This is a genomic window from Ruminococcus flavefaciens ATCC 19208 (assembly GCF_000518765.1).
GTDB classification, from domain to species: Bacteria; Bacillota; Clostridia; order Oscillospirales; family Ruminococcaceae; genus Ruminococcus; species Ruminococcus flavefaciens.
Genome location: NZ_JAEF01000006.1, coordinates 270,939 through 296,689, shown reverse-complemented (window position 1 = coordinate 296,689; position 25,751 = coordinate 270,939). Strand labels below are relative to the sequence as shown.

Annotated in this window: 21 protein-coding genes; 6 read left to right on the top strand and 15 right to left on the bottom strand. The window is 39.8% G+C overall.

Annotation, left to right across the window (positions count from 1 at the left end; genetic code table 11):
* Window positions 1-94: 94 nt before the first annotated feature.
* The 6 genes from L870_RS0101280 to L870_RS0101255 form a co-directional block, all read right to left on the bottom strand.
* Window positions 95-2,605, bottom strand: a complete 2,511-nt coding sequence (locus tag L870_RS0101280; protein ID WP_028516571.1) for a heavy metal translocating P-type ATPase — start codon at window positions 2,603-2,605, stop codon at window positions 95-97.
* Between the two features lie 97 nt (window positions 2,606-2,702).
* The gene (locus L870_RS0101275; protein WP_028516570.1) at window positions 2,703-3,053 is read right to left on the bottom strand and encodes an arsenate reductase family protein; all 351 of its coding nucleotides are present in this window, start codon (window positions 3,051-3,053) and stop codon (window positions 2,703-2,705) included.
* 2 nt (window positions 3,054-3,055) lie between these two features.
* On the bottom strand, window positions 3,056-4,495 hold the full coding sequence (gene gatB / locus L870_RS0101270; protein WP_028516569.1) for an Asp-tRNA(Asn)/Glu-tRNA(Gln) amidotransferase subunit GatB: 1,440 nt from the start codon (window positions 4,493-4,495) through the stop codon (window positions 3,056-3,058).
* The gene (gene gatA / locus L870_RS0101265) at window positions 4,488-5,921 is read right to left on the bottom strand and encodes an Asp-tRNA(Asn)/Glu-tRNA(Gln) amidotransferase subunit GatA (protein ID WP_028516568.1); all 1,434 of its coding nucleotides are present in this window, start codon (window positions 5,919-5,921) and stop codon (window positions 4,488-4,490) included. Before gatA ends, gatB begins: the two co-directional genes overlap by 8 nt.
* Window positions 5,921-6,187, bottom strand: coding sequence for an aspartyl/glutamyl-tRNA amidotransferase subunit C (locus L870_RS0101260; RefSeq protein WP_028516567.1), 267 nt, complete (start codon window positions 6,185-6,187; stop codon window positions 5,921-5,923). The genes gatA and L870_RS0101260 overlap by 1 nt, the downstream gene beginning before the upstream one ends.
* A 117-nt stretch (window positions 6,188-6,304) precedes the next feature.
* Window positions 6,305-7,288, bottom strand: coding sequence for a cell wall hydrolase (locus L870_RS0101255; RefSeq protein ID WP_028516566.1), 984 nt, complete (start codon window positions 7,286-7,288; stop codon window positions 6,305-6,307).
* A gap of 444 nt (window positions 7,289-7,732) precedes the next feature.
* On the opposite strand from L870_RS0101255, the gene L870_RS0101250 reads away from it, so the two are divergent.
* From L870_RS0101250 to L870_RS0101235, 4 genes are all read left to right on the top strand, one after another.
* Entirely contained in the window at window positions 7,733-8,686 is a 954-nt protein-coding gene (locus L870_RS0101250) for an AAA family ATPase (RefSeq protein ID WP_028516565.1), read from the top strand.
* A 10-nt stretch (window positions 8,687-8,696) separates the two neighbouring features.
* Window positions 8,697-9,890, top strand: coding sequence for a DUF58 domain-containing protein (locus L870_RS0101245; protein WP_028516564.1), 1,194 nt, complete (start codon window positions 8,697-8,699; stop codon window positions 9,888-9,890).
* A gap of 301 nt (window positions 9,891-10,191) precedes the next feature.
* Window positions 10,192-12,588 carry a transglutaminase-like domain-containing protein gene (locus L870_RS0101240; RefSeq protein ID WP_028516563.1) on the top strand — a complete coding sequence of 799 codons (2,397 nt, stop codon included), beginning with the start codon at window positions 10,192-10,194 and terminating at the stop codon, window positions 12,586-12,588.
* Between the two features lie 13 nt (window positions 12,589-12,601).
* Window positions 12,602-13,183, top strand: a complete 582-nt coding sequence (locus L870_RS0101235; protein WP_028516562.1) for a DUF308 domain-containing protein — start codon at window positions 12,602-12,604, stop codon at window positions 13,181-13,183.
* Window positions 13,184-13,524: 341 nt separating this feature from the next.
* Here L870_RS0101235 and L870_RS0101230 read toward each other — a convergent pair whose 3' ends face one another.
* The 9 genes from L870_RS0101230 to L870_RS0101190 all read right to left on the bottom strand — a co-directional run bounded on the left by L870_RS0101230 (window position 13,525) and on the right by L870_RS0101190 (window position 24,185).
* Entirely contained in the window at window positions 13,525-14,463 is a 939-nt protein-coding gene (locus tag L870_RS0101230) for a LysR family transcriptional regulator (RefSeq protein WP_028516561.1), read from the bottom strand.
* An 83-nt stretch (window positions 14,464-14,546) separates the two neighbouring features.
* Window positions 14,547-16,784, bottom strand: a complete 2,238-nt coding sequence (locus tag L870_RS0101225; RefSeq protein WP_028516560.1) for a DEAD/DEAH box helicase — start codon at window positions 16,782-16,784, stop codon at window positions 14,547-14,549.
* A 5-nt stretch (window positions 16,785-16,789) separates the two neighbouring features.
* The gene (locus tag L870_RS0101220) at window positions 16,790-18,109 is read right to left on the bottom strand and encodes an ATP-binding protein (RefSeq protein ID WP_028516559.1); all 1,320 of its coding nucleotides are present in this window, start codon (window positions 18,107-18,109) and stop codon (window positions 16,790-16,792) included.
* 12 nt (window positions 18,110-18,121) lie between these two features.
* Entirely contained in the window at window positions 18,122-19,615 is a 1,494-nt protein-coding gene (locus tag L870_RS0101215) for a TerB N-terminal domain-containing protein (RefSeq protein ID WP_028516558.1), read from the bottom strand.
* Between the two features lie 139 nt (window positions 19,616-19,754).
* Window positions 19,755-21,158 (bottom strand): aminopeptidase, encoded by a 1,404-nt coding sequence (locus L870_RS0101210; protein ID WP_051411327.1) that lies wholly within the window; start codon window positions 21,156-21,158, stop codon window positions 19,755-19,757.
* A gap of 52 nt (window positions 21,159-21,210) precedes the next feature.
* Window positions 21,211-21,858, bottom strand: coding sequence for a dephospho-CoA kinase (gene coaE / locus L870_RS0101205; protein WP_028516556.1), 648 nt, complete (start codon window positions 21,856-21,858; stop codon window positions 21,211-21,213).
* Entirely contained in the window at window positions 21,855-22,868 is a 1,014-nt protein-coding gene (locus tag L870_RS0101200) for an L-threonylcarbamoyladenylate synthase (protein WP_028516555.1), read from the bottom strand. The genes coaE and L870_RS0101200 overlap by 4 nt, the downstream gene beginning before the upstream one ends.
* A 5-nt stretch (window positions 22,869-22,873) precedes the next feature.
* Window positions 22,874-23,947, bottom strand: a complete 1,074-nt coding sequence (prfA, locus tag L870_RS0101195) for a peptide chain release factor 1 (RefSeq protein WP_028516554.1) — start codon at window positions 23,945-23,947, stop codon at window positions 22,874-22,876.
* A gap of 49 nt (window positions 23,948-23,996) precedes the next feature.
* The gene (locus L870_RS0101190; RefSeq protein ID WP_028516553.1) at window positions 23,997-24,185 is read right to left on the bottom strand and encodes a DUF951 domain-containing protein; all 189 of its coding nucleotides are present in this window, start codon (window positions 24,183-24,185) and stop codon (window positions 23,997-23,999) included.
* Between the two features lie 171 nt (window positions 24,186-24,356).
* Here L870_RS0101190 and L870_RS0101185 point away from each other — a divergent pair, with 171 nt between their 5' ends.
* Complete coding sequence (locus L870_RS0101185) at window positions 24,357-24,713, top strand: hypothetical protein (RefSeq protein ID WP_028516552.1); 357 nt, start codon at window positions 24,357-24,359, stop codon at window positions 24,711-24,713.
* An 85-nt stretch (window positions 24,714-24,798) separates the two neighbouring features.
* Window positions 24,799-25,716: a S1 RNA-binding domain-containing protein gene (locus tag L870_RS0101180; protein ID WP_028516551.1), complete on the top strand. Its 918-nt coding sequence runs from the start codon at window positions 24,799-24,801 to the stop codon at window positions 25,714-25,716.
* Window positions 25,717-25,751: the final 35 nt, after the last annotated feature.

Below are 25,751 nucleotides of genomic sequence, written 5' to 3'. Positions count from 1 at the left end.
TATCACATTTATTTTTTTTTTGCAAGTCCGCAGTAACATTTTACCTATATATTAAAAAAGCAGCCATAAAGACTGCTTTTTCAACTTTATTTTACTATTTTATGCCCTGATACTTATATCCGGCATCAGTAATTGCTTTTTTTACTGCTTTTTCGTCCATTTCTCCTGAAATTGACAGTACAGCCTTCCCCTGTTCGTGACTTGTAACTGCTTCATCAATGAACGTAAGCTCTTCAAGTGCTTTTTTTACTCTTGCCTCACAATGTCCGCACATCATCCCCTTGACCTTTATAGTTACTATATTTTTTTCATTGGCTGTATCTTCCATAATAACAATTTGTCGCTTTTTATCGTGACTGCTGTCATATAGTTTGAAAAAGTTAAGCCTTAATGCATTTGTAACAACAAAAAAGCTTGAAAGGCTCATTGCCGCTGCTCCGAACATTGGATTCATCTGCCAGCCGAAAAGTTTATAATAAACACCTGCTGCAAGCGGAATACCTATGATGTTATAGATAAAAGCCCAGAAAAGATTCTGATGGATATTTCTTAAAGTAGCTCGGCTAAGTCGTACAGCAGCAGGAACGTCACTAAGCTTGCTTTTCATGAGAACTACATCAGCAGCATCAATTGCCACATCTGCGCCTGCTCCGATAGCAATTCCCATATCGGCAGCTGTAAGAGCAGGGGCATCATTGATACCGTCGCCTACCATTGCAACTTTTCCTTTTTTCTTCAGTTTTCGTATAACATTTTCTTTTCCGTCAGGAAGCACTCCTGCGATGACTTCATCGACACCCGCCTGTTTACCAATTGCGTTTGCTGTGCGCTCATTATCCCCCGTCAACATAACAACACGGATCCCCATATTCTGCAATTCACGTATAGCTTCAGGACTTTCCGCCTTTATTACATCTGCCACAGCTATAATACCTGCAAATTTATCATCTTTTGAAAAGAACAGCGGTGTTTTACCTTGTTCAGAAAGCTCCTGTGCGGCTGTTTGAGTTTTTTCATCAATATAGCTTGATGAACTTATATATTCAAAATTACCTCCTCTGAGGGTAGTATCCCCAAGCTTTCCGGTTAGTCCATTGCCTGCAAGTGCTTTGAATTCTACTAATTCATCACCATTTATCTGCTTTTCATCTCCGAATTTTATTACAGCCTTTGCAAGAGGGTGCTCACTTTTTCTTTCCAGTGAATAAGCAATACCAAGCAGTTCACGCTCCGTAAATCCTTCAGCTGTAATTATATCAGTCACCTGAGGTTCCCCCTTTGTGATAGTACCTGTCTTATCAAGCGCGACTATCTGAGTTTTTCCTGTTTTCTCAAGTGAAATTGATGTTTTAAAAAGCAATCCGTTTTTTGCTCCGACACCGCTTCCTACCATAATTGCCACAGGTGTAGCAAGCCCAAGTGCACAAGGGCAGCTGATCACCAGTACAGATATAGCTCTCGATAATGAATATCCGATATTATGTCCCAATAACAGCCATACAGCGAGTGTAACGAGAGCAATACCGATAACTACAGGAACAAATACGCCTGAGACCTTATCGGCTATTTTAGCAATAGGCGCTTTAGTCGCTGCTGCATCGCTGACCATTTTTATTATTTGAGATAATGTCGTGTCTTCGCCTACTCTTGTAGCCTCACATTTAAGATACCCTGATTGGTTGATAGTGCCTGCTGATACGCTGTCCCCCTTTATCTTATCAACAGGAATACTTTCACCTGTCAGAGCAGCTTCATTTATTGCACTCTCTCCTTCAAGAACAACGCCGTCAACAGGAATACTTTCACCGGGACGTACAGCAAAAATATCGCCTTTCTTCACCTGTTCAACAAGCACTTCGACTTCCTCACCGTTTATAAAAACAACAGCTGTTTTCGGGGAAAGCTTCATAAGGCTTTTCAGAGCGTTTGTGGTTTTGCCCTTCGACCGCGCTTCAAGCATCTTTCCAACGGTTATAAGAGTCAATATCATAGCTGCGGACTCAAAGTACAGATTATGCATATACCCCATCACAGCTTCATTATATCCTTTTAACTGCGCATCAGTCATGGCAAACAAAACACATGTACTATATATAAAAGATGCTCCTGAACCAAGCGCAACGAGAGTATCCATATTCGGAGAACGATGTATAATTCCCATAAATCCGTTGATAAAGAATTTCTGATTTATGACCATTACAATTGCAGCAAGCAGAAGCTGGGCTATTCCCATCATTATGTGATTTCCTTCCATAAATGCAGGGAGAGGAAATCCAAACATCATGTGCCCCATAGAAATATACATCAGTACTATCAGAAATCCGAGAGAAGCTATCAGCCTGCGCTTCATAGCAGGTGTTTCGGTATCTTTTAACTCATCATCAGGTGCTGAAGCCGCTGTCTTTGTGCCTTTGAGTGACGCACCATAACCTGCGTTCTTAACTGCTTCTATTATAGCTGAATCAGACGCTGTTCCCTCAACTCCCATAGAATTTGTCAGAAGACTGACCGAACACGAAGAAACGCCATCAACGGAGGAAACTGCTTTTTCTACTCTTGCGCTGCAAGCTACACAGCTCATGCCTGTTACATTATATTGTTTCATAACTACACCTTCGTTTCTTTATAATCAATTATACCAAAATCCTTGACAACTGTCAATTAGCTATGGTTAACAAAAGCGGACTAATGTCCGCTCATGCTTATTTAAAGTATTCTTCGTACTCTTTTTCTTTAAATCCAACGAGTACAGTATCATCACATACAAGCAAAGGTCTTTTAACGAGCATTCCGTCTGTTGCAAGAAGCTTTAACTGCTCTTCTTCACTCATATCAGGCAGTTTGTTTTTGAGTTCCATTGATTTATAAAGCATACCGCTTGTATTGAAAAACTTCTTCAGCGGCAAGCCACTGAGCTTATACCATTTTTTTAATTCATCATAGCTTGGATTTTCTTCCTTGATATCTCTGAATTCATAAGATACTCCATTTTCTTCAAGCCAATTCTTAGCCTTCTGGCAGGTCGTACATTTAGGATAGCATATAAACTTCATTTTTATTCCTCCGTTTTTAATTTATTTAGTATTATTTCTTTGACTTTCTGCGGATCAGCTTTTCCTTTGGACAGCTTCATTGCTTGACCGATAAGATGACTGAGTGCATTTGTTTTGCCGTTTTTAAAGTCCTCTGCCGATCTCTGATTATTTGCAATAACATCGTCTGCAAGCTTGCACAAGTATTCATAATCTGAATTCTGTGCAAGACCGAGCCTTTCAATAATTTCTTCGACTTTACCACCATTTTCTATAAGCTCGGCAAGTACAGTCTTTGCACCCGAACTTGATACAATACCTTTTTCAGCAGCAGCACAAAGCTTTGAAAGTTCATCTGCTGTAAGCTTTGTTTCCCATACGCTTTTTCCCGTATCATTCAGATACTTCGTTATCTCCCCCACAATACGATTAGCAGCTGATCTCGGCAAACACTCGCTCTTGACTATACACTGCTCAAACAGTTCGGCTTTATCGGGAGCGTCGGCTATCAGAAAAGCTTCTGAGCAGTTCAGTCCATATTCGGATACATAGCGAATTATCTTCTGATTTGGCAATTCAGGTATCTCTGCTTTAAGCGAATCAATCCTTTCATCACTGAGAATAACAGTTCCAAGATCAGGCTCAGGAAAAAATCTGTAATCCTGAGCATTTTCCTTATTACGCATAAGGATACTTATTCCTTTTTTGTCATCCCAGCGTCTTGTTTCACGTTCAATATGACCATTATTCTCTATAATTGCTGTTTGCCGCTTTATCTCATACTCAATGCCTCTGACTGCCGCACTGAAGCTGTTGACATTTTTCAGCTCACAGCGTATACCAAGAGGAGTTTCTTTTTCATGCATTGAAACATTCACATCACATCTGATACTGCCCTCCTGCATTTTACAGTCGGAAATTCCAATATAACGAAGTATGCTCCTTATGTTTTCAAGAAATACACGAACTTCCTCAGTGCTTCTCAAGTCAGGCTCGGTAACAATTTCTATAAGAGGTACTCCACAGCGATTAAGGTCGCAGAGAGTACCTCTGTAATCAGCGTCATGGATAAGCTTTCCTGCATCTTCCTCAATATGTATCCGTGTAATACCTATCGTCCTGATTTTTTCGCCAACAAGTATATCAAGTGAACCTTTTCCGCATATTGGTATATCCGACTGAGATATTTGATATGCTTTGGGAAGATCGGGATAAAAATAGTTCTTTCTGTCCATTCGGCTTACTTTGTTTATCCTGCAATTCAGCGCGTGTCCCATTTTGACCGCAAAATCACATACCTTACTGTTAAGACGCGGAAGAGTTCCCGGAAGTCCCATACATACAGGGCATATCTGAGAATTAGGAGCTTCACCGAATGTATTTTTACAGCCGCAAAAGATCTTTGTATTTGTTTTCAACTCGGCGTGGATCTCAAGACCTATAACACTCTCAAGTTCAGTCATTAATTCCACCTCCGACAAGTTCATATCCGTACGCCGCGTCAAATACCATATTATCACAAAATCTGTTGCCGATAAGCTGCAAACCTACAGGCAAGCCTTCTTTATTTTTACCGCACGGAATACTTATAGACGGAAGTCCTGCCATGCTTGACGGCACTGTAAAGACATCTGCTGAGTACACATCTATAGGATCTTTGCTCTCACCAAGTTTAATTCCTGCTTGAGGATATACAGGTGCGGCAATTATATCACACTGCTCAAAAGCTTCATTGAATTCAGCACATAATCTTCTTCGCAAAGCAGCTGCGCGTTTGTAATAATCATCACAGAAGCCCTCGCTGAGCACAAAAGTGCCAAGCATGATACGTCTTTTTACTTCTGTACCAAAGCCCTCACTTCTGCTTTTTCGGTACATTTCCGCAAGACTTCCGCTCCCATCGGAGCGATATCCATATCTTATACCGTCGTATCTTGCAAGATTTGATGATGCTTCGGCAGATGATATAATATAATAAGCGTTAACAGCTGACCTAATACTTGGGATAGATATTTCCTTTATTACAGCTCCGTTTTTCTCCATAAGCTTTATAGCTGCCATAACAGATGACCTGACATCATCGTCCATAAAACAGTCAAATAGTTCCTTAACCACGCCTACCTTTACACCTTTTAGTTCACCTTTTAAGTTAAAAGAACAAAATATATCAGACATTGTTACATCTTTAGGATCTGCAACGTTTATTATATTGTGGAGTATAAATGTGTCGCTTACTGTTCTGCCAATTGCACCGATCCTGTCAAGTGACGAAGCAAATGCAATTAGTCCATATCTGGATACAGCACCGTATGACGGACAAAATCCTACAACTCCGCATAATGAAGCAGGCTGACGCACAGAACCTCCTGTATCAGACCCAAGTGCAAGCAAAGCGCCGCCGTATGAAATCGACGCAGCAGAACCGCCTGACGAACCGCCTGCTGAATAGCTTGTGTTCACAGGGTTTCTGACAGCTCCGTAATAACCTGTATCAGATGCTGAACCCATAGCAAATTCGTCCATGTTGCTCTTGCCTATAATAACGGCTCCCGCACTCTTTAACCTTTCGACGGCAAATGCATCATATGGAGAAATATAGTCAGAAAGCATTTTTGAGGCACAGGTCGTTCTTAATCCCTTTGTGGAGATATTATCCTTTACAGCTATCGGAATACCTGCAATAAGCGTCAACTCTTTCCCATCAGCCAGCATATTATCAACAGCCTCAGCTGCTTTCTCAGCTTCATCATTAAAGGTTATGTAAGCATTTATCGAATCTTGTTTCTCCTTTGCTCTCTGCAAAGTATCAAGGTATATCTCTTTTGCACTGCATTGCCTTTTTCGGAGCATTTCAGCAAGTTCCAGTGCGGTATGATCACAGAGCTTCATCAGCATTCAACCGTTTGCGGAGCAGTAAAACAGTTGCCGACAACTTCATGAGCATTACTCATAAGCTCAGTTTGGTTTACTCCGCCGTCTTCAGGCGTATCATCTCTGAGCTTCATCGGCTCGGGAAGTATATCGCCATCACTGCACTCAGGAAGCTCCGAGACCATATTTACAATATCCATAAACTGAGCTTCAAAGCTTTGAAATTGGTCTTCATCAATTTCAAGAGCTGCAAGATCAGAAATTTTTCTTACGTTGATTTCCATGACAAACTCCTTTTTGTTTGGTAAAACAATTATACCACACATAAAAATAAATCGCAACAAGAAATGTATACGAACATAAAATAAAAACAGCCGACTGTATGTCGACTGTTTAATATCTTAGCTAAAATAATTTCTTACGCCGTCACCATGGAAACTTACAAAACCCTGAGTAAAGGATTCCTGATTGTTAAAATAATAGGTAACAGCATCTTTAACACTCTGTGTGACAAATGATGAATATGTGCCCAGATCTACATATCCATAAGCACCCGAAAACTGATTTCTCTGTGTAAGAACATCATATATAGTGTTCGGGTAGCGAGGCGAATTAACTCTATTCATAATAACCTCTACTACAAGTGCCTTATCGTATACACTGATTCCATTGCTGCCCGCCTCATGAGCAACAGCATTACAAAGAAGTATGTAATCCGAATCAGAGATTCCGATTGAGCTCTCTTCAACTACAGGCTCGATATCAGTTACTATCGGTTCTGCCTCAGGCTCAGCGTATGTGGTGGCCGGCTCAAAAGCTTCTGTTGGTGTTTCAACAGATTCTGTCTCGACAGTAGTCTCTTCGATAACTGTTGTCGTTGTCGTAGTAGTTGTTGTAGCTTTCGTAGTGGTTGTCACAGGTCTTGTGACCAATGACGTAGATTTTACAGCAGGCTCAATCGTTTTTGCAACGATCGCAGCTGTTGTTGCTGCCTGTGTAACAGGCTCTGTGAATGCAGCCGGCGCATGTACCGGTGCTGGCACCGATCTTGAAATCCGAGCAGCTGTTGTAGCTGCTTCTGTAGCACGCTGAGAAGTTGTGCCTTCCTTTGCGGCAACGTAATTTTTGCTTGCAGCCGTTGTATTCTCGGCTGTATAAGATTTCTTGGTGGTTGTTCTGTTGTATGTAGCTGCCTTTGTGTCATCTACAATAGTAGCAGATGTTGAATTCAGTGTGTTTTCCTTTATCGGAATAACAATATCCTCCTTCACTAACATATCAGCACTTCTAACGGTAGATGAAGTTATATATGCAACTCCTATTCCTCCGCCCAATACTGATGCAGCTACTCCGCAAGCTAACGCCGCGGTTTTAAGATTACCCATCAACTCATCCTTTCCTGAAAAAAGCATTTTCAAATTTTTCGGGCTGTTGATATGATAACACATCTCCCCCGAAATAGCAATACTTTCAGGATTATTTCCATTTTCTGGCTTAATTTTTCCACAAAATAATACTCCTCGGAGTAATCATGCACATATTATTTTGATATATTATGGATATATTATGAATAAAGAGTTAATAACAACTGTTTTTTAACAGTGTTTTATTACAAAACAGTAACAGCTAAGGGCACTTATATAATCACAAATGGTATAATCAATGCCCAATTTTACGTCAAATTGCTTATTTTTCGACTGATTTTTACATTCAGAATAGTAACTGAATAATTACATTTCCTTTTTTAAAAATATACAAATAGCTATTGCAAAAATCAGCTGATAATGATATAATAAATAAGTATAAACAAATTTCACAGGAGAGACAATATGAACAATACATATTATACAAATCAAATCAATTCTGTAATCGCGGAAGTAAAAAAAGCCGTTATCGGCAAGGACGCGATCATAATCAAAGCCCTTCTTGCAATGCTTTGTAAAGGTCATATTCTTATAGAGGATATTCCGGGCGTTGGTAAAACAACTCTTGCCCTCGCCTTTTCTAAGGCTCTTTCTCTTGAGCATAATCGTATGCAGTTTACGCCCGATGTTCTTCCGTCTGATGTTACCGGCTTTTCCGTATATAACAAATCAAACGGAAAGTTTGAATTCCGTCCCGGCGTAGCTTTTTGTAATCTTTTCCTCGCTGATGAGATCAACCGTACATCAAGCAAGACTCAGTCTGCTCTTCTTGAGCTTATGGAGGAAAAAAGCATTACTGTTGACGGAAATACATACAAGCTTCCCGAGCCTTACACCGTAATCGCTACACAGAATCCGATCGGTTCAGCAGGTACGCATAACCTTCCTGATTCACAGCTTGACCGCTTTATGATAAAGCTCAGTATGGGTTATCCTGATTTTGAGGGCGAAGTTTCAATTCTTAAAGCTAAGCATAGTGAAAATCCTCTTGAAAACGTTAAACCTGTTGCTGATGCATCATTTATCAAGGAGCTTCAGGAATATATATCAAATATATATATCGACGACAGAATATACGAATATATCGTATCTATTTCGGCAGCAACACGTAATCACCCTATGCTCAAGCTTGGTGTAAGTCCTCGAGGAACTCTTGCTCTGATGCAGCTTTCTAAGGGTATCGCCGTTGCAATGGGGCGAGATTACGTTATTCCCGAAGATATTTCCTATATATGCAATGATGTATTTGAACACCGTATAATGCTCAATTCTAAGGCAAAGCTTTCAGATACTTCCCCTTCGGATATAATCACAGAGATACTCAGGACAGTGCCTGTTCCCGGGATAAGTGAAAAGTAAGGGCGGTATCATGTTACTTACAAAAATACTGTTCATTGTTCTGATACTTGTATGCGCCGCCTTCTATATATTATATATATGGGACTTTGCGCTCGTGCTGCTCATCGTTATGATCATTTTGCCGATACTTATGTATGTAACTACATGGATAACAAAAAGAAATATATCGGTCGATTTTGCGGTAAAGGAAAAAAACTCTCCAAAAAATAAAGATTTTTCCGTTCAGCTTGTAGTTAACAACAATAGTATCTTCCCTATCGGTAAAGCAGAGGCACACATTATATATTATAATGTATTCAGTAACCAGACCTCTGCATTTGATCTTTATCTTCCGATACAGCCGCGCAATTCTCAAAGGATCACCTTTCAGCTAAGATCCAAATTCTGCGGAATCATTAAAATAAAGACTTCCTATTTAAATATATATGATCCGCTAAGGATATTCAAATTCAAAACAGGAAAAAATATAAGCACCGAAGTTGTTATAATGCCTGAAGGACATGAGGTAAGCGGAATCGTGCACTACAGCGACCGCGTAAATGAGGAAAGCGATATCTTTTCCGAATACCGTTCGGGCGACGACCCGTCTGAGGTATTCGATCTCAGAGAGTACAATCCGGGAGATAAACTTAATCGAATACACTGGAAGCTCAGTTCAAAGAAAAACGAATTCATCGTTAAGGAATACAGTCTTCCTATTGATGTTCCGTGTTCATTGTTCCTTGATCTGAAATGCTATAAAGACAATGACCTTACGCTCCCTGTATTTGATACTCTTATTGAGACATTCCTTTCTGTTTCTCAGTTCCTTCTTGATAATGAAAGATGTCATTCTGTTACTTTCTATAACGCTGCACAAAATTGCTTCTCTGAATATGATATCAAGGACGGAGCTGACCTAACCGCTGTGATACGAAATATAATATCATCAATAAATGATAATATGTTCAGCCATTCTCCTGAACAGTATTTCGTGGAAAACGATTCTCTGTCATTTGCGTCATTTACTTATATAAGTTCATTTGCAGATCAATCCGTACTTGGTGATATTGACGAGAATGTAGATGCAGACTTCAAAAACGCAGTTATTGTTGTTGACTCGGCAGAAGAAATATCCGATATGTCTGTCGGTTTTTCTTCCCTTAACGTTATTCCTGTTGTTGTCGGCAAAATATCTGCCTCTATAAAGGACATAGATATATAATGAAAAGAAAGAATTCGCAAAACATAAACGGAATTTCTATAAGTGACAGCATAGTAATGTCCGTAAAACGCAAGAATGCCAATTACAGGAAACCATTTTCAGCCTTGATAGCCGTTATCGGTTTTGTCTCTGTTCTTATGTCATTTTTCGGTATGTTTTCCTTCCGATACAATAGCAGAAAAGTGGCTATGGCTGCAATATGCTTTTCTCTGTTCTATCTTGTGCTTTCACTTATAGGGAAAAAAGCACTTTGGTTATATGGCGGCTCTGCTGTCGTTTTTATAGCTTTCGCATATAAAAATTGTCCCTCATATCAAATGGTTTTAAATTTGTATATAATGTTATTTATAAAGCCTCATACCATACACAAATAAATTACTACAAAGATGTAATAAAATCTGCCGAGATCAAATCGGTAACAACGCTGTTTATATTTTATGTATGGCTGCTTGCGATAGTATTATATTTCTTTACGATATGCCGTCCGAATCCTGTTCTTCCTCTTATGATAACATTCCCTCTTCTTGAGCTCGGAATGTATAACGGTATCGAAGTCCCGATCTTATGGGGAATGCTTTGCATTGCATACTGGCTTTCACTGCTTGCGATGTCAACTATTGATGTAGGCGAATACTCAGGCGGTAAGAGCGGGTTTGTGCGGAAGAATAATCTCTTCTTCCCCAAACGGCATATGAAGCTTAAAGTTACGGAAAAATGCGGTATATTTATTATTGCAAGCGTTATGCTCGTAACATTTGTTGCTTGCAGCTTCCTTAAAGTCACACACTATAAAAGAAGTGAAAAGCTCAACGAAAAACGCCGTGACATAACAGAAGCAATGGAGAATTTCACATTTGAAAACCTTGCAGAAAGCCTTTCAAATCTCACAAGTGCTTTTGGCTTTGATTTTGAATATGAAGATCACAGACTCGGCACTAATGATCACGTAAGATATAAAAACGTTACAGATCTGACTGTCACTATGGAACGAGCTGTAAGCGGCGCTATATATCTGAAAAATTACACAGGTTCGATCTATAAAGGCAACAGATGGGATGATATTCCTGATTCTGTATATAAAAACAAGATATTTGATGATTTCAAGGAATATGAGATATATCCGCAGGATTTCCCGGCTATATTCGCAAAGCTTCTTTATCCCGACAATGACAACACCATCTGGATAAAAAACAGTTCCAAAAAGTTAAAGAATGTTTATGCTCCGTATGGAACGGAGAACTTCGGCGGACTTTCGTATGATAAGGATCTTACTGTTTCTCCCAAGAATACTAAAAAAGGCGAATCATCATATAAATTCTTCCATATTGATACAGAAGCCATAGCCAAAGCAATAAATGATACTAAACAAAAGAATTATAATCTTCGTGAATCGTTCCAGATATCTGATATAAACGAAACTCAGTACAGAAATGCTGTTGAGAAATACTGTGAAGATAACAACCTCATAACCTATGATGATATATTTACCATAGATTCTGCAATCCCGTATAACCAATCTGTTATATCGGGAGACGGCAATATAATCCTTGCTCAGCTCCTTCAAAACAGCTATAAGGATTTCGTTTATAAAAACTACCTCGATGTTCCCAATACACAAGCCATGAAAGAGGTAAAAGACGCATATGCCGATATTCTTGATGGTGATACATCTACAGTTGAAGGCAGATTTGAAGTTCTCAAACAGATAAAGGAACGTATGCAGTCTGAATGCACGTATTCTTTATACCCAAGGAAAACACCTTCAAACCGTGATTTCGTTAATTACTTCCTTTTAGAGAACCGAAAAGGATACTGTACTTATTTTGCTACTTCAGGTGTTGTACTTGCAAGAATGGCCGGTATACCCGCACGTTATGCAACAGGATACATAATTGTCGAAGATGATATAGCCGCAGGTAAATGGCATTCGGATAATTCCGTAACAGTAGACGTAAAGGATAACCGCAGCCATGCATGGGCTGAGGTATACATCGACGGATTGGGCTGGATCCCTTATGAATTCACAGCAGGATATTCATCAAAGGAAATAAATACCGATCCAACAAAACCAGCTGAACCTACATCTGACACTACTGATGTAACCACTACACTGGAAAATACAGAAACTCAAACCACTATCAGCTCAGCATCTGCAACAACACGCAAAAACAATACAACTATTACAGCTTCACAGACCACAAAGACAGCAACTACTGATAAAAGCGGTATCGGAATAGGAAAAGGCAGCGGAAAATCAAATATTCTCGAAGCTGTAAAGGATATTCTGAAAATTATACTTTTCCTTATAATTACAGCACTGATATTCTTAGCAAGAAGGTATATCATAATAAAAAATCGTGAAAAGCGATTTAATTCAGGAAAAACTTCTTCGAGAGTACAGAGTATATATTCATATTCCGAAAAACTTCTGGATTTATTGGAATATAAAAGCGAAAACAGAAACTACAAGGCTTTCGCTGAAGAGATTGAGCGAATATTTGGAGGAATTTATTTTGAAGATGGAAGCTATGAAAAGCTAACTGATATCGCACTGAAAGCATGCTACGGACAAGGCGTTCCAAGCGAAGAAGAACTGAAAATGTGCAGAAAAACTGTTGATGATATTGCTTCAAAAATATATAATACATCAAACATAATTCAGAAATTAAAGCTCATGTTCATCAATGTTCTAAGATAGAAGGAGTGATACTGTGAAAATCGATAACTCAAATTATATTTTTAAAGGTATCATGCTTACAGTCTGCGGTGTATTGTTTGCGTTCTTCCCCGGTGTACTGTCGTGGATATTATACATCATCGGCGGAATTATAATAGTCGGAAGCGCCTTTACCGTATTAGGCGGACTTGGCAGCGGCGATGGTACCTCACTCCTCCCCGGCGGCATCGTAGGTGTTCTTATCGGATTGTTTATAATGTATCTGCCAAAGATCATTGAAGTCCAAATATCACTCATTGCAGGAATAGTAATAGCTATCGTTGCGATAACACAAATCATCAAAGCTCTAAGCAAGGATTTTACAAAGGGCTTGAAACTTCTGCAACTTATATTCGGAATATTACTGCTTATATGTTCTATATTCCTCATATTCAATCCATTCAAGGGCGGGCATATAATTCGCATAATAATAGGAATCGTTATGCTGCTGTTCGCTGCATTCAATTATTACGTTGCATATGTGATTAATCAGAGGAACTCTGCAAGTAATCCTGATATTATTGATGTTACAGGATATACTGCTCACGACAATGACGATCACAGAAGAATTCAATAACAGAAAAGCTGCCGAATAATCGGCAGCTTTTTTTATTCTACTATTATTTTACACATTTTAAAACATCAATTTATTTCCAAAAAACGACCCAAATATTAATAAAACGTAAATTGCTTACTTAAATAATAAATAATATATATAGCATATAAAGGGATTAATATTTTATATTTGCAATATATGACCCTCTATGCTATAATAATTTATGGAAAGTCATTCTTTCATAAATGACAATCTCATATCCCCTTATTAAGAATGAGAACCTCCCCCCTAATGGCTCTCATTCTTTTTTTTTCAAAAAAAGCCCCGATCAAAGACGGTGACCCGCCTGATCGGGGTTATAATTATATTTCAAGTCCTTCGATCTTATCTGCGTATTCGTAAACAGTTCTTACACAGTCGGTAATAAGTGTGCTGTTTTCACTTGCCTTACGGTAAATGATCATATCGCGGTTAAGATTGTTTTCATATGAACACTTTCTGACTACAAGATCATTGTATCTGAGACTGCTCTGTGACATAGGCGAAACCCACATATAAGCATTCTTTACTGTCTTGAGCATACTGATCTGTGTTCCTCTGTCGTATATGAATATTCTCTTGGTTGAACGCTTGTCATCATAATCCTGATTGATAGAAGCTCTTCTCACCATTTCCGGCTCATCATCGCCGTGAATGATCTCGGGATATTTACTAAGTTCTTCATACGGAATATCATCATATTCAGCAAGAGGATGATTCATATTCATTACTATCTGGAGCGGGAACTCCATAATAGTTCTTCCAACAAGGTTTCTTGCCTTGAGACGGCTTTCGATCATATCTGCATATGTGCTTGGAATACGGATAAAACCAATATCAAATTTACCTGCGCATATATCTTCCATGACCTTGGCTGTACTTGTTTCCATAACGTGTACTTCAAGCTTGTTTGTTTTTTCGGAATACTCACTTATGAGGTGCCCCATAGCCGAGGTAGCGTAAGTAGAACGAGCTGCTGCTACTTTGAGCTTCAATTCATTCTCGGGAGTCTGAGCGTAGTCACGTTCAAGACTCTGCATTTCATCTACAATTGTCTGAGCTCTTGCAAGGAATTCTTCTCCTTCGGGAGTGAGTATCATTCCATTGGGTGAGCGATTGAAGATCTGTATTCCCAAAGAAGCTTCAAGCTCTTTAAGAGCTATACTTATATTAGGCTGAGCCTGGTATAATTTTTTTGCTGCTTTAGTAATGCTTCCCTCTCTCGCTACTGCAATTACATATTCAAGCTGCTGTATTTTCATAAGACATCCTACCTATCCTGTTCTATATTCATTATAAATCATTATATCACTTTTTTGCTGAAAAATCAAGACAAAAATTGCGATTAATTAACTAAATATTTCCAGCTTTTAATTCGATTTTTCATTTCTTTAATACCAAGAATACCGTGAGAAAAGCCTTTTTTCACAAGTATTTCGGGTAAGAATTCGTCATATTTCTCGAAAACAGGCACTTCACCGCTGTATACCAGATCAAGCGGATCAAATTCCTTTTCTGCTTCTTCCGCAATAATTGAGAAGAATTCTTCATAAGACGCTTTCATGGTAAACTGGATATAATAAGGTCTTGCAGAGTCCATTCCGCGTAATCCGAGCCTGTCTGCACATTTTATTTTAAGGAATCGTTCCATTGCAAAAAAAGCATATGTGCCTACCCACGGAAAAAGGCACCACATATTTCCGCCAAGACATATGAGCGGTCGTTCTGTAACACCTGAATTACGGGCAGTCTGCCGCGCCTGATCAAGCCTAAGGACTGCATTTTTCATAAGATAAGGATAGCTCTTGTCCTCTATAAGCACCTGTTTCATACGCTCTAATATTTTTGTATTGATATCTCCCGGACAATCGCCAAAGTAGGCAGGGACTTTACCTTTGATCTGCTCACAGTAAACAAGCCTTCTTTTGTGGTCGACCTCTTCAACTATCCATACTTGACCTGCAATTGCAACCTTTTCTCCTACAGGAGGCGGTGAAACGATAGTTCCCAGCTCCTGTGAGCCCCAGCGAACCGTGTATTCTTCATTTTCCTGAAATACAGCGTAAAATTTAAAGCTGTTGACTACTCTTTCACCTGTTATCCCGATGATAAGTCCGCCTTCATCTGTGCGTTGAATATGGTCTTTTTCAAGAAGATGCCGTAAGAGTATTTTATAGTCGTCTTTGCTTATCCTGTTGAAATAGCTCAGTGAAAGTACCTTTGAAGCAAGTGCAGACGGAGTAAGCTCACCGCATGAGGCAAGGGTACTCATTGTCTGATGATAGAGCAGACTGTACGGCAGTCGGTCAAGCTTTGGCGGCTCTACCCATTTTTCTTCCAGGTATACCTGTATAAGTGCTATCCCCTGTAAAAGCTTCCACGGAATAGTTTCTGGAAGCATTGACCGCGGCTCGGGAAGCTCCTCGCGTATCACGAACCACATTTCAGGAGGAAGATCTCGCCTGCCCGTTCGTCCCATACGCTGTAAGAACGATGAAACAGTAAAAGGTGCATCTATCTGAAAAGCACGTTCAAGCCTACCGATGTCTATTCCAAGTTCAAGTGTAGCCGTAGTACAGGTAGTCATGAATACATCTTCATCTTTCATTGCTTGTTCAGCAGTTTCACGATAAGCTGCCGAAAGATTTCCATGATGTATAAGGAAACGGTCGGGCTCGTGCTTTGCTTCACAGTAAGAACGGAGAGTTGTAGTAACCGCTTCACATTCTTCACGGGAATTTACAAATACGAGGCACTTCTTTCCGCGAGTATGCTCAAAAATATACCCCATTCCCGAATCTGCATTCTCGGGGGCTATATCTGTTTTTTCATCAAGCACAGGCAAAGCATTTGGAGCATCTTTCCCTTCAGGAACATTCTGCTGACTGATATAGAAATGTTCCATAGACAATCGCCATTTAACGCCTTTTGCTTCTATTTTAGGTATTACTGTACCTCTTCCCGAACCATAGGCGAGAAATCTTCCTGCCGCCTCGGGGTCACCTATTGTTGCAGAAAGCCCTATTCTTCTTGGGTCAGCTCCTGCCATTCTGCAAAGTCGTTCTATCAGGCATATGGTCTGACCGCCGCGATCACCTCTCATAAGAGAATGTATCTCGTCTATGACAATGAAACGCAGATCTCCGAACAGCTTAGGTATCATTGCGTGTTTGCGAAGAAGCATAGCTTCAAGAGACTCTGGAGTTATCTGCAATATGCCTGAAGGCTTTTTCAGCATTTTATTCTTATGTGACTGCGCAACATCGCCATGCCAGTGCCAGACAGGTATATCTGCTTCATCACACAGTTCATTAAGGCGCGTGAACTGGTCGTTTATAAGTGCCTTCAACGGACCGATATATATTGCTCCTACGGTTTGGGGCATATCTTCCGTAAAAAGAGTAAGTATAGGAAAAAACGCCGCCTCAGTCTTTCCTGATGCTGTTGAAGCCGATAAAAGTACATTTTCATCTGTATTGAATATAGCGTCCGCAGCTGCAGTCTGGATCGCTCTGAGAGATTCCCAGTTGTTCCTATATATATAGTCCTGAATAAAAGGAGCGTAGCGTTCAAAAATACTCATCTTTTTTATATCTCAAATTCTGCGAATTCATCATCAGCTGCTGTATTTTCATTGATAGCCGGCTTTGAGAAGCTTATAGAGTCAGATGAAATGAATTCGCTTATGTTTATATTCGGATTTTGATAAACTATATCCAGAAGCTCAATAAAATCACGGATTACCTCTCTTGGAGTAATATGACTGTCAGAGCCAATCCTGCCGAATTCCAGCTTTATAAAGCTTATCATATCTTCCTGTGTTATTTTCTGCTGATAATCAAAGAGCTGAGCATGGATATCAGCCAGTTTTTCGGTCAGGACAAGCATCTCTTCATAAGTGAGAGGCGTAAGATGTATAACAGGAGCAAGCATATCCTTTATGCCTTCCCGTCCGAAACGCCCGTCAGCAAGTCTTGAACGCAATGCTTCGTAGCTGTACACTCCGCGCCGCGTATCCTCGATACACTGAGGAGTTCCTCCCATAATTATACCGATATACTTAGCTTTTCCCTGCAATGTGTCATTATACATCGTAAGAATCTTTTCGTAATTATACTGCCGTGTTATCGAGTTCGGTATCTTGTAAATATTTACCAGCTCGTCAACAAGGACAAGGAGACCGTTATATCCTGCCATTTTAAGGAACATTGCAAACAATTTTATATACTCGTACCAGTCGTCGTCAGTTATGATGATATTAATGCCAAGCTCAGATCTCGCCTCTGTCTTATTTACGTATTCCCCTCTGAACCACTTTACGACTTTGGCTTTTTGTTCATCATTTCCCTCTCTGGACGCATGATAATATATGGAAAGAAGCTTTGAAAAGTCAAAACCATGTACCATCTCACTGAGTGTGTTTATTACTTCGTATATCTTCTTTTCTACAGCTTTATCAAATTCAGGTGAATCAGCAGATATATCACTCTCTGAGATCACCTGTGACTGCACACTGCTTATCCAGCGATCAAGTATCAGCGTAAGAGCTCCGCCGTCAGGTCTTGTTTTTGTGGACATATTTCTTATAAGTTCCTTGTATGTTGCAAGTCCCTGACCTTTTGTTCCTTGTAATCTGCGTTCAGGAGAAAGATCGGCATCAACCACTACAAAGTTTCTGTCCATAACGTGACTTCGTATTGTCTGCAAAAGGAAGCTTTTTCCGCTTCCGTACTTTCCTACAATAAAACGAAAAGACGCACCTCCGTCAGATATGATATCGACATCATGAAGAAGGGCGTCGATCTCAGCTTCACGGCCTACGGTAATATATGGAAGCCCTGTCCGCGGCACAACTCCGCCTTTAAGGGAATTTATCACAGCAGAGGCAATTCTTTTGGGTATTTTCATATTCGATCTCCTTTATGGTTCAGGAAACATATTTTTCAGTTCTTCTGTATAGTCATCAATAACTATCGGTTCATCTTCCGAAAAATCAATTACCGTATCACCAAAATTATCAAATAACTTCTCATTTATGGAATCGGCAAGAATAGATATCATTTTTCCGCTGTCAGCGGCGGCTTTTTTATGATCTCTGCCATACAGCAATGAACACATAAATACAATTTCGTCTTTATCCAGAACAGAATCGCTTATTATTTCGTCTGCAATTTCCTGAGGTTCTGTTTCTTCGATATCATTGTCATTTTCTTCCTCGATTATAAGCTTTTCCATTGTTTTATCAGCTGACATTCGTATACTGCTGAGTTTTGAAATGTCTATCTCGATCTTCAAAGACTCTTTTCGTCTTTTTTTATCAAAGTATTTTTCAATTTCTGTTCTTAATATTTTCTCGGTATTTTTTGAAATACCGTCAAAGCTTATCTTATACTTAAAATTGCTGTACTCGCGCATAAGGCTGTCAACAGCTTTTACGATATCTCCGAGATGACCGTTTCTGCCGCGGTTTCCGTAATACTTTTTGCAGAACCACTTACCATTGCGGCATGAAAAGGAATGGACTTCATTAAGTGAATATTCACAGTTTCTCAATGACTGCTTGTCGTAAAATATAGCCGATGAGAACATATGATACCCGCACTCTACGGTGTTGCCAAAGAGCTTTTCGCAAAGTGATTTTTTTCTTTTATCCCTGAAAAACTCTGACAGAACAATAAAACACCGAACAAGAACTTCCGAAAAGTCTTCGGGCTCATTAATATAATACAATGATTTTTTAAACTGATAAGCCGAAAGAGCATCTATCGCATCTAAGATTTCAGTTTCTGAATATTTCTCCCAATGAAGCAGTGTCAAAATATAAATATCGTGTTTTATATCGTCTATATTATCTGCAAGAGAAGGGTCAAGGTCGTAATATACAATAAAATCAGTGAGCCATGTATCTGTATATTTTGTGATCGTATTATCAATTTCTTCGTATTCTTTGCAAAAATAATTCAGCATATCAAAACATTCGGCAGGAGAATCCGCTCCTATGCAGTTCAGAAGCTCATACATATATATAAAGACATACGGAAGCGGAGCTTTCTCTATATTCCTGTTTCTTACTTTTGTCCTCCATGAAAAAAAGCCTCTGAGCTCTTCGGTGGAAAGATCACGATAGCAAGGATAATACTTTGTAAAATCCTCGTTATACCGAAAATCATCTTCGTATTTCTCCATAAACTTCCCCTGTGTATAAAACAGCCATGCAGATGTTTTCCAGTATGCTTCGGGAGTAAAGGCGATGCCTTTCATTTCTTTTATCTGTGGAGGTGTCTGAGGCTTTATAAACTGTGAAGCGGGGCGTATTATAGGCTCGTCAGAATATACTCTGTCACGGAATGCACGACTTTTCAAAAGCTTTTCGTCATTCAGAACAATATTAAGTATCTCTTTTGTATCAGACATATTCACGCCCCCTTTATTTTAAACTCAATTTTTATTATAACATATTATTTCATAAATAGCAACATAAATCGAACAAACTTTTGTTTTTTAAGTAAAAAAATAGAAAACTCCGCAGTAAAACTGCGGAGCGATCTTCATATTAGTCATCCATAAATACTGCAAAAGCTTTATAAGCCATATATGTATCTATCTTTGATACGATCTCATAAGGAGCATGCATTGAAAGCACAGGAACGCCAAGATCAATTGTATCAACATTAAGATTAGCGATATAAGCTGCAACTGTTCCGCCGCCGCCTTCATCGACTTTTCCAAGCTCACCTGTCTGCCAGATAACGTTCTCTTTATCCATAAGACGTCTTATACGTCCTGTGAATTCAGCCGAAGCATCAGATGTACCTGCTTTTCCTCTTGCGCCTGTATACTTTGTTATAACTACACCGTGATTTATATATGCACAGTTGTTTCTCTCATTTACCTCAGGGAAAGTAGGATCAAATGCAGCATTAACATCTGCTGAAAGGCATTCGGAAGCGGAAAGAACTGTTCTTGCATCTGAACCCATATTTTCAGCTATGTCAGCAATGAAATACTCAAGATATGCCGATCTGAGGCCCGTATTGCCGTCGCTGCCTGTTTCTTCCTTATCTGTAAGAACTGTAACAACTGTATGCTTTGGCTTTTTACAGTCAACAGTTGCAGCTAAAGCAGGATAAGCGCAAACCTTATCATCATGTCCGTAAGCACCGATCATGCTTCTGTCAAAACCGATGTCCTTTGCTTTGAAAGCAGGAACTGCTTCAAGCTCTGACGAAATAAAGTCCGACTCAGTGATACCATACTTCTCAAAGAGAATATTCATAATATTAAGCTTTACAGAACCACTTTCCTCATCATCCTTGAAAGGACGTGATCCGATTACTATATTGAGCTGCTCACCTGCTATTCCTTTAGCCATCGGCTTCTGCATCTGAGCTGAAGCAAGGTGAGGGAGAAGATCAGTAACGCAGAAAACAGGATCTTTATCATCTTCACCGATATTTACAGGAACTGTAGTTCCGTCAGCTTTTATCACAACGCCGTGAAGTGCAAGCGGGATCGTTGTCCACTGATACTTCTTTATACCGCCGTAATAATGAGTTTTGAAAAGAGCCATCTCCGTATCTTCGTAAAGAGGATTCTGCTTCAGGTCAAGTCTTGGCGAATCAATATGAGCTGCACAGAGTCTGACACCTTCACTGATAGGAGCTGTTCCTATAACTGCTGCAAGGATAGCCTTGCCGCGATTGCAGCGATATATCTTATCGCCTGCTTTAAGCTTCATACCATCTTTAAACTCAACAAATCCCTTTTTCTTGAGGAGATCTATAGAATATATAACTACTTCACGCTCTATCTTAGACTTATCCATAAAGTCCTTATAGCCTTCGCAGAATTTGTCGCAGGCTTTAAGATCCTTGTCTGAAATAAGGTGATAAGCGTTTTTACGCTGCACAAGAAGCTTTTCCTTGAGTTTCTTTGCTGTATCTTTTTTTTCTGCCATTTTATGTATTCTCCTTTCGCAGAAATATATATCACAGCCGTTTGCGGCTGAATTACTGTACTTGTACGGGAGTCTGCTTATTTTTATACAGCTCTCTGATCTTTGCAGATACCTCACAAGCTATACCGTTAACAGTGTCGATATTACCGTTATTATGAATTATATAATCGGAATGACTTCTGAAAAACTCTTCATTAAGCTGTGAGTTCATTCTTCTTCTTGCTTGTTCCTGAGTCAGACCATCACGTGATATTATTCTTTTCTCCCTGATATCAGCATCAGCAAGAACAGATATGATTATCTCACAAAAATCATCAGCACGACTCTCAAAGAGTGTAGGAGCATCAAGAAGAATAAGCTTCTCTCCCTTCATTGAGTGAACACGTATCTGGCGAAGTATCTCACCTGTGATATAAGGATATGTAATAGTATTAAGAGTCTCAAGCTTGGCTTTATCTGAGAAAACTATTGCAGCAAGAGCCTTTCTGTTAAGAGTGCCGTCACTGCTTACTACACTGCTGCCGTAAAAATCTGCGATCTCATCAAGACACTTTGTGCCCTTTTCTACGACTTTACGTGCAACCTGATCTGCATCTATTATGGAAAATCCATTTGACGCAAATACCTTCGATACGGTGCTCTTTCCTGCACCTGTCTGACCCGTAAGTCCTACGACCATAACTCCATTCAGCGAATTCATATCCTTATCACCTCGAATCCTGCCGCCCTGATAAGGCGGTTATATACTGCAAGTCCTACCCCGTTGGTTTCTGGAGCACGGACATATACTTTCTTTGCACCTGCATCATCAAGCTCACGCAGACGCTGAAATAACAAATGAGCCTGCTCGGAGCTGTCTTTTCCGTAGGTCATATTTCTGTATGGAAAAGCTTCACTGTCACCATTGAAAATAAGCGAATACACACCTTCTCCATTACGTTCTCCTACATATGCTATAAAGCTTTCAAGGTCGCCTTCAATCATAACTATATCAGCTTTTGGAGAATAATGCTTATACTTCATGCCCGGAGAAGCTGCCTTCTGACCTGCTTCAAGCTCATGCAGTATGGCATGGTCTATTATGACCTCACTGCAAACCTGTTCAAGCATTTCCTTTGTAATGCAGCCCGGACGAAGTATCCTTACCGCACCTTCGCTTTCAATAGATATAACTGTAGACTCTACGCCGAACTCAGAGCTTCCGCCGTCAACAACAGCTGATATCTTTCCGTCCATATCTCTCAAAACATGAGATGCCGATGTCGGACTCGGATATCCCGAAGTATTAGCTGAAGGAGCAGCTATAGGACGCCCTGATATTTCTATTATCCTATGCATGACTTTATGCGACGGAACTCTTATGCCAACAGTATCAAGTCCGCCTGAAGTTATCATAGGTATCTTATCGTTTTTAGGAAGCACCATTGTAAGAGGTCCCGGACAGAACTTTTCTGCAAGCTTATATGCAAGCTCAGGTATAAAGCGCGTATAGTCAGCGGCCTGCGCAAAATCAGCAAGATGAACTATTAAAGGGTTGTCGGCAGGTCTGCCTTTCGCTTCAAAAACCTTTCTGACAGCTTCCCCGTTGGAAGCATCAGCTCCGAGACCGTAAACAGTCTCAGTAGGTATACCGACAATTTCTCCGTCTTTAATTAATTCAGCTGCTTTTAAAAGGTCTGCTTCATTATCACTAAGTAAAACTGTATCCATAAAAACTACGCTTCCTGATTTGCGAGCTTGGCAGCCTGATCGGCAGTAGCAAGCGCATCAAATACTTCATCAAGATTTCCGTTGAGAATATCTTCCAGCCTGTATATAGTAAGACCTATACGATGATCTGTAAGACGTCCCTGCGGATAATTGTAAGTTCTGATTCTCTCGGAGCGGTCGCCTGTACCGACCTGCATTTTTCTCTCCGATGCGATTTTTGCGTCGTGCTCCTCCTGCATAGCTTCGTAAATTCTTGAGCGCAGAATTTTCATTGCTTTATCTTTGTTCTTATGCTGGCTTCTTTCGTCCTGACACTCCACCACAACATTTGTAGGGAGATATGTTATTCTTACGGCAGACTCTGTTTTATTTATGTGTTGTCCGCCTGCACCGCTTGAGCGGAAATAGTCGATCTTAAGATCAGTTGGATTAATGTTGAGCTCTACATCATCAGCTTCAACAAGTACAGCAACGGTAACTGTTGATGTATGGATCCTTCCCTGTGACTCAGTCTCGGGAACTCTCTGTACACGATGTACACCGCTTTCGTATTTAAGGCGTGAATAAGCTCCATCACCTTCTATTGAGAAGCTTATTTCCTTAAAGCCTCCGAGCTCAGTGGGATTGGCACTTAATATCTCCTGCTTCCACCCCATAGCCTCAGCATACATAGTATACATACGATACAGCGAATTGGCAAAAAGTGAAGCCTCTTCGCCGCCTGCCCCGCCTCTTATTTCAATAATAACGTTCTTTTCATCATTCGGGTCTTTCGGAAGTAAAAGTATCTTCAGGCCCTGAGTTATATTCTCAATGGCTTCACGTGAATCATCAAACTGAGCCTGAGCCATTTCCTTGAATTCCTTATCAAGACCGCCGCCGTCAAGAAGCTCTTTTGCTTCATCAAAAGAAGCCTGAGCCTTTTTGTATTCACGATACTTTTCAATTATAGGTGTTAGATTTTTGTATTCCTTCATAAGCTGTGCATACAGCTTATTATCATTGATTATTTCAGGGTCAGATAATTTGTTGCTTATCTCTTCGTACTTCTGCTCCATCAAAGCAAGCTTTTCAAACATTCAGTATTCTCCTTAATGCTAAAAATATTACAAAATCTGTTGCAGAAAGCTAACCTTCTTCGGCGTGTTTAACGCTGCGGATACTCTTTTCTATCTTGTTTCTTGCGACCATGAATTCTCTTGCACATTTTACGCAGCGAAGTCTGAAGTCCATCCCAGAGCGTATCACGTACATTTCGTTACCGCCGCACGGGTGATTTTTTTTCATTGTAAGCGTATCACCGGGTCTGATATCCAAAGCAGTATCCTCCTTCCGAAAAAAATGAAAAATCGTACATTTTCAATTATACCCCAAATAAGCTCTCAAATCAATATTTTAGAAGTATATTTTTTTCATTTTGGTGAAAAATAATAAAAACTTCACTTTAAACATATTGAACACATACAAAAATGGAAAGGATTTATAATTATGATTTCAAGAGTAACTGCCGAATTCGAGTCTCCCGAACTCGCTGAACTGGCTATGAAAAGGGTAAAAGAGAGTGTTGATTATGTATATTCAGCAAAAATGATATATAATAAGATCTCTGACAGAGCAGTGAAGCTGAGTAGAGGTACTACGTTCTCAGTTATTCCGACATACTTTAATACCCACACAAATTTTCTGACAGCTGTAATGGAGTCGCCTGCTTCAAAAGACATTATCCCCGAACCTGCAAGGAACAGAAAAACATCTGCCTGCATTGTTTGCGGAAGTGCAGCGGTCGACAATGTCATTTCAGTCCTGAATGCAATGGGCGGACTGAATATAAGATTTGCCCAATAGCATAAATGCATTTGCCTCCGCATAAAATCTAATGTCAGGACTGTTCAAAGGAACAGTAACAAAAGTAAATTACGGAGGTACAAACATGAATTATAAACCTGAAGGCTGTATTTTCGACAGCATTTCCAATCAGAAATATATATCTTCACCCGAAGGACTGAGCGAGGCTATAAAAAAAGGAATAATCCTTGAAGCCAAAGCCGTTTTATGTACAAATTCACACGATCTTATAATTGATCTTCCATGCGGTAAAGGTATTATCTCCCGCGAGGAAGGAGCAATCGGAATAACCGAAGGAACGACCCGCGATATCGCTCTGATATCACGGGTCAATAAATACGTATGCTTTAAAGTAAAATCTATAAGGCAGGAAAAAAACGGTGATATAACTGCATTTTTATCGAGAAAGGCAGCTCAGGAGGAATGTATCGAAGAATATATTTCAAAAATTACCCCGGGAGATATTATAGACGCTCGTACAACTCATTTTGAAAAGTTCGGCTCTTTTGTGGATATTGGCTGTGGAATTCCTTCACTGCTGCCCATAGACAGTATGTCAGTCTCACGCATATCTTACCCGTCCGACCGTTTCAAAACAGGACAGATGATAAAGGTGATCGTCAAAGCAAACGAGAATAACAAGATATTTCTTACACATAAGGAACTTCTCGGAACATGGGGCGAAAATGCAAATTGTTTCAAAGCAGGAGAAACTGTGCCGGGAATAGTCCGTTCAATTGAGGAATACGGCATTTTTGTAGAACTCGCGCCAAATCTTGCAGGTCTTGCCGAACCTAAGGATTATGTAAGTGTTGGACAAAGCGTAAGCGTCTACATAAAAGCTATCCTTCCCGATAAAATGAAAGTTAAACTTATAATTGTAGATGTGTGCAGTGAAAAAACAGTCCCCTCTGAGATCAATTACTTTATACAATCGGGACATATTGACCACTGGAGATATTCCACCGAGAACTCTCCAAAGAATATTATTACAGATTTCTAAAAAAATGCACCTGCAAACACAGGTGCATAATTTTT